At 70.4% G+C, this 3382-nt stretch carries 3 protein-coding genes; all 3 read right to left on the reverse strand.

Translation table 11 applies throughout. The features are described from left to right. Window positions 1-835, reverse strand: an 835-nt coding sequence (locus AC08OP_RS15590; RefSeq protein ID WP_476614866.1) for a metallophosphoesterase, incomplete at its 3' end; no start/stop codon positions are given. Window positions 836-963: 128 nt separating this feature from the next. Continuing rightward, window positions 964-1839 (reverse strand): tyrosine-protein phosphatase, encoded by an 876-nt coding sequence (locus AC08OP_RS15595; protein ID WP_476614867.1) that lies wholly within the window; start codon window positions 1837-1839, stop codon window positions 964-966. Window positions 1840-1844: 5 nt separating this feature from the next. Further along, window positions 1845-3224, reverse strand: a complete 1380-nt coding sequence (locus AC08OP_RS15600; protein ID WP_476614868.1) for an ABC transporter substrate-binding protein — start codon at window positions 3222-3224, stop codon at window positions 1845-1847. Between the last annotated feature and the right edge of the window lie 158 nt (window positions 3225-3382).

Below are 3382 nucleotides of genomic sequence, written 5' to 3' on the forward strand. Positions count from 1 at the left end.
CCTCGTCGAGGGTCATGTCGTAGACCACCTCGGTGGTGGCGATCGGTACCGCGGTGGCGACGGCACCCTCGGGGTAGACGTCGATCCGGGTGTACTCGCCCCCGACCAGGCCGGTTATCCGGTCGGCCGGGCCGAGGGTGCGTAGCCGGTAGGCGGTGGCACCCGCCACCCAGACCGGAACGCCGCTGAGCACGCCCGCGGACGCGTGGTGGGCGTGACCGGCCAGCACGATCTTCACGTCGCTGCCGGCGAGCACGTCGGCGAGGTTCTGCGGCTCGGCGAGCAGGAGCGAGTTCACCATCGCGAGCGGGGACGGCACGGGTGGGTGATGCAGGGCGAGGATGGTCCCGTCGGGGGCCGCGGTGGCCAGCTCGTCGGCGAGCCAGCGCAGCTGGGCGGTGCTCAGGAAGCCGCTGTGTTCGCCCGGTTCGGTGGTGTCGAGCATGATGATCCGCAGGTCACCGACCCAGTGCACGTAGTCGTGAGCCTCCACCGTGGGTTCCGCGCCGAGCAGTCCCTCCCGGAACGGGCCACGCGAGTCGTGGTTGCCGACGCCGTAGAGCACGGGCGTGCCCAAGCGCGCCGCCACCGGTTCGACCAGGTCACGCAACCGCTGGTAGGCCAGCAGATCACCGCGGTCGGCGAGGTCACCGGTGAGCAGCAGGGCACCGATCTTCAGCGTGGACGCCTCGATCTGGTCGAGCACGGTGCGGAGCGCGGCGTACGTGTCGACCTTGCCGTGCATCAGCTCACCCTCGCGGACGATGTGGGTGTCACTGATCTGGATCAGGATGTGGGTGGGCGTGTGCGCGGTCGGGTCCAAGAGTATCGGCATGGACGTCCTTCGGAGCGGGAGGGGATGGCTTCAGGGCGGACGGGCTTCAGAGCGGACGGGGTGGCGCCTGGGGTGAGCCGCAGGCCCGAGGGGGAGGGACTCCGGGCCTGCGGCTCACTGGCTGGGGTTCAGCCCGCGGTCGCCGGACCGGAATCCGGCCCGGCGTCGGAGGCCTCCGCCGGCACGAGCAGGGCCTCGACGAGGCGGTCCAGCGCGTGCGCCGTCGCCCCGTGCGCGAGCAGGTAGGTGTGGGTGTCCCCGTGCCGGGCGTGGATACGGCCCAGAGCGTGCAGGATGAGGTCGGGCGGGCTTGCCATCAGCGAGGCCGGCAGCTCCTCGCCGTCGGTGGACATCAGGGCGGAGATACGCTGGACGGCCGCCGCGGCCTCGTCCCGCAGGAAGTACGAGGTCAGCGCGAAGTCCTGCGCGATCACCTCGGCTGGCACCCCGGCGAGGTCCAGCGCCAGAGCGATGACCAGACCGGTGCGGTCCTTGCCGGCGCTGCAGTGCACGATCGCGGGCAGTGCCCCCGGTGCGGCGAGCGCGAGCATGGCCGCGGTGAGGCGGTCCCCTCGATGATCGACGACGTGGTCGTAGAGGCTACGCAGATCGCCGGCCGTCTGGTGCCGGTCGACCGGCAGGGTGTAGACGGGCACCCGCCGATGCGTCGCGGCGAGCCGGCCGAGCTGGTCCGGATCGTGCGCCACCTCGGTGTCCTCGCGCAGGTCGATGACCGTGCGCAGCCCGATCTGCGCGAGGATGGCCTGCCCACGGCCGTCGAGCCCGCGTAGCGTGCCCGAGCGCAGCAGCGTGCGCCAGCGCAGGGAGCGTCCGTGCACAGTCGGGTAGCCGCCGACGTCGCGCAGGTTGATCGTGCCCGGCAGCGACAGGGCGCGCCGCGCCTGCGGCGCCCCGCCGTCGCCGGCGCCCGGGGCGGTCTCGGTGCTCGCTGCGGTGGCCGTGCTCCCGGTGCTCCCGGTGCTCACGGTGCTTACGACGGGCACGGCGGTCACTTCCGGGGCAGGAAGCTGGTGGCCTGCTTCTGCGCGTCGGCCAGGGTGGATGCGGGGTCCTTGCCGGTGAAGACGGCGCTTTCGACCGCGGTCATCATCGTGTCGGAGATCTGGAGGTAGTTGTCACCCGGGAAGGACTCCCACGGCTCGATCCGGGTGAGCTGGTCGAGGTTCGGCTTGATGAGCGGGTTCGCCTTCGCCCAGGCCTGCAGGTACTTCGGGTCGTCGATCAGGCCGGTCCGCAGTGGCAGGTAGCCGATCTTTGAGGAGATCTCGGTGTAGGCGCGGTTGCTGGTGAGGAACTTGGTCAGTTCCCAGGCGGCGCGCTGCTTGGCCGGGTCCTTACTGAAGATCGCCAGTGCCGCTCCCGAGTTGGTGGGGATGACCGGCTTCGAGCCGAACGCGGGTTCCTGGGTGGCGTCGAGCTCCCAGTTGTTCGCCTTGGCGCCGGCCATGAACATCCCCTGCAGGGAGCTGCTTTCGAGCAGCATCCCGGCCTGGCCGGTGCTGAACGCCTTGACCTGCTGCTTCTGGTCGAGGTTCGGCATCACGCCGCTGCGTGCCAGGTCGGCGGCCATCGACACCGCCTCGACGCCCGGCGGGTCGGCGAAGGATAGCTTGGTGCCGTCGGTAGAGATCACCCGGCCACCGGCTGACCGTACCAGGCTCTGGAAACACCAGTCCCCGACCTTCGTCAGACAGTCGATGAGGACCCCGTCCTTGCCGGTCTTCGCCTTGATGGCGAGCGCCGCGGTCTTTACCTCCGCCCAGGTCTTCGGCGGCTTGGCCGGGTCGAGGCCGGCCTGGGTGAACAGGGTCTTGTTCAGCCAGAGAACCGGGGTGGAGAAGACGTACGGGACGGCGTAGGTCTTGCCGTCGACATCGCCGAGGGTGCGGGCTTTCGGGGCGAACGGGTGTTCGCCGCCGAAGTTCGCCTGAACGGCCTCCCGCCCGACCAGTGTGTCGAGCGGCTGGGCGCCGAGGCTGCCGGAGGCGAAGCGCAGCGCGTTGAAGGTGATCTGGGCGACGTCCGGGGGGCTGCCCGCCAGCACCTGGTTCTTGATGCTGGTGACGTAGTCGCCGCTGTTCGCGCTGCCGGCCAGGTTCTGCGGCGGCTGGCCCTTGACGGTGATGTTGGGATGCGCCGCCTGGAAGTCGCGGAGCAGCCCCTCGATCACCGGCTTCCACGTCCCGACGTTCGCGAGGTTGTAGCTCTCGAAGACGATCGAGACCTTCTGGTCCGGGGAGAGCTCGGGGATCGTGCTGGCGTTCGCGGCCGCGCTCGTGGGTGTGGGCGAGGACGTCGCACACGCGGAGGCGAGCGCCGCAAGCAACGCGAGGCCAGCTGCGGCACGCAGCAGGCGTGGTCGAGCCACGGGGATGCTCCTTGGGATCAACGGGACGTTGGGATCAATAGACCGACGGGACCGACGGAATCGATGGGATGGCGGACGGACCGGATCGCGGTGATCTGGTCCGGTTGGGTCTGGTCGCCCCTCAGACCGCGGCGGGCGCGGCCGAAGCGGGGGAGGGG

It is taken from the genome of Frankia sp. CeRuru1, assembly GCF_977966315.1.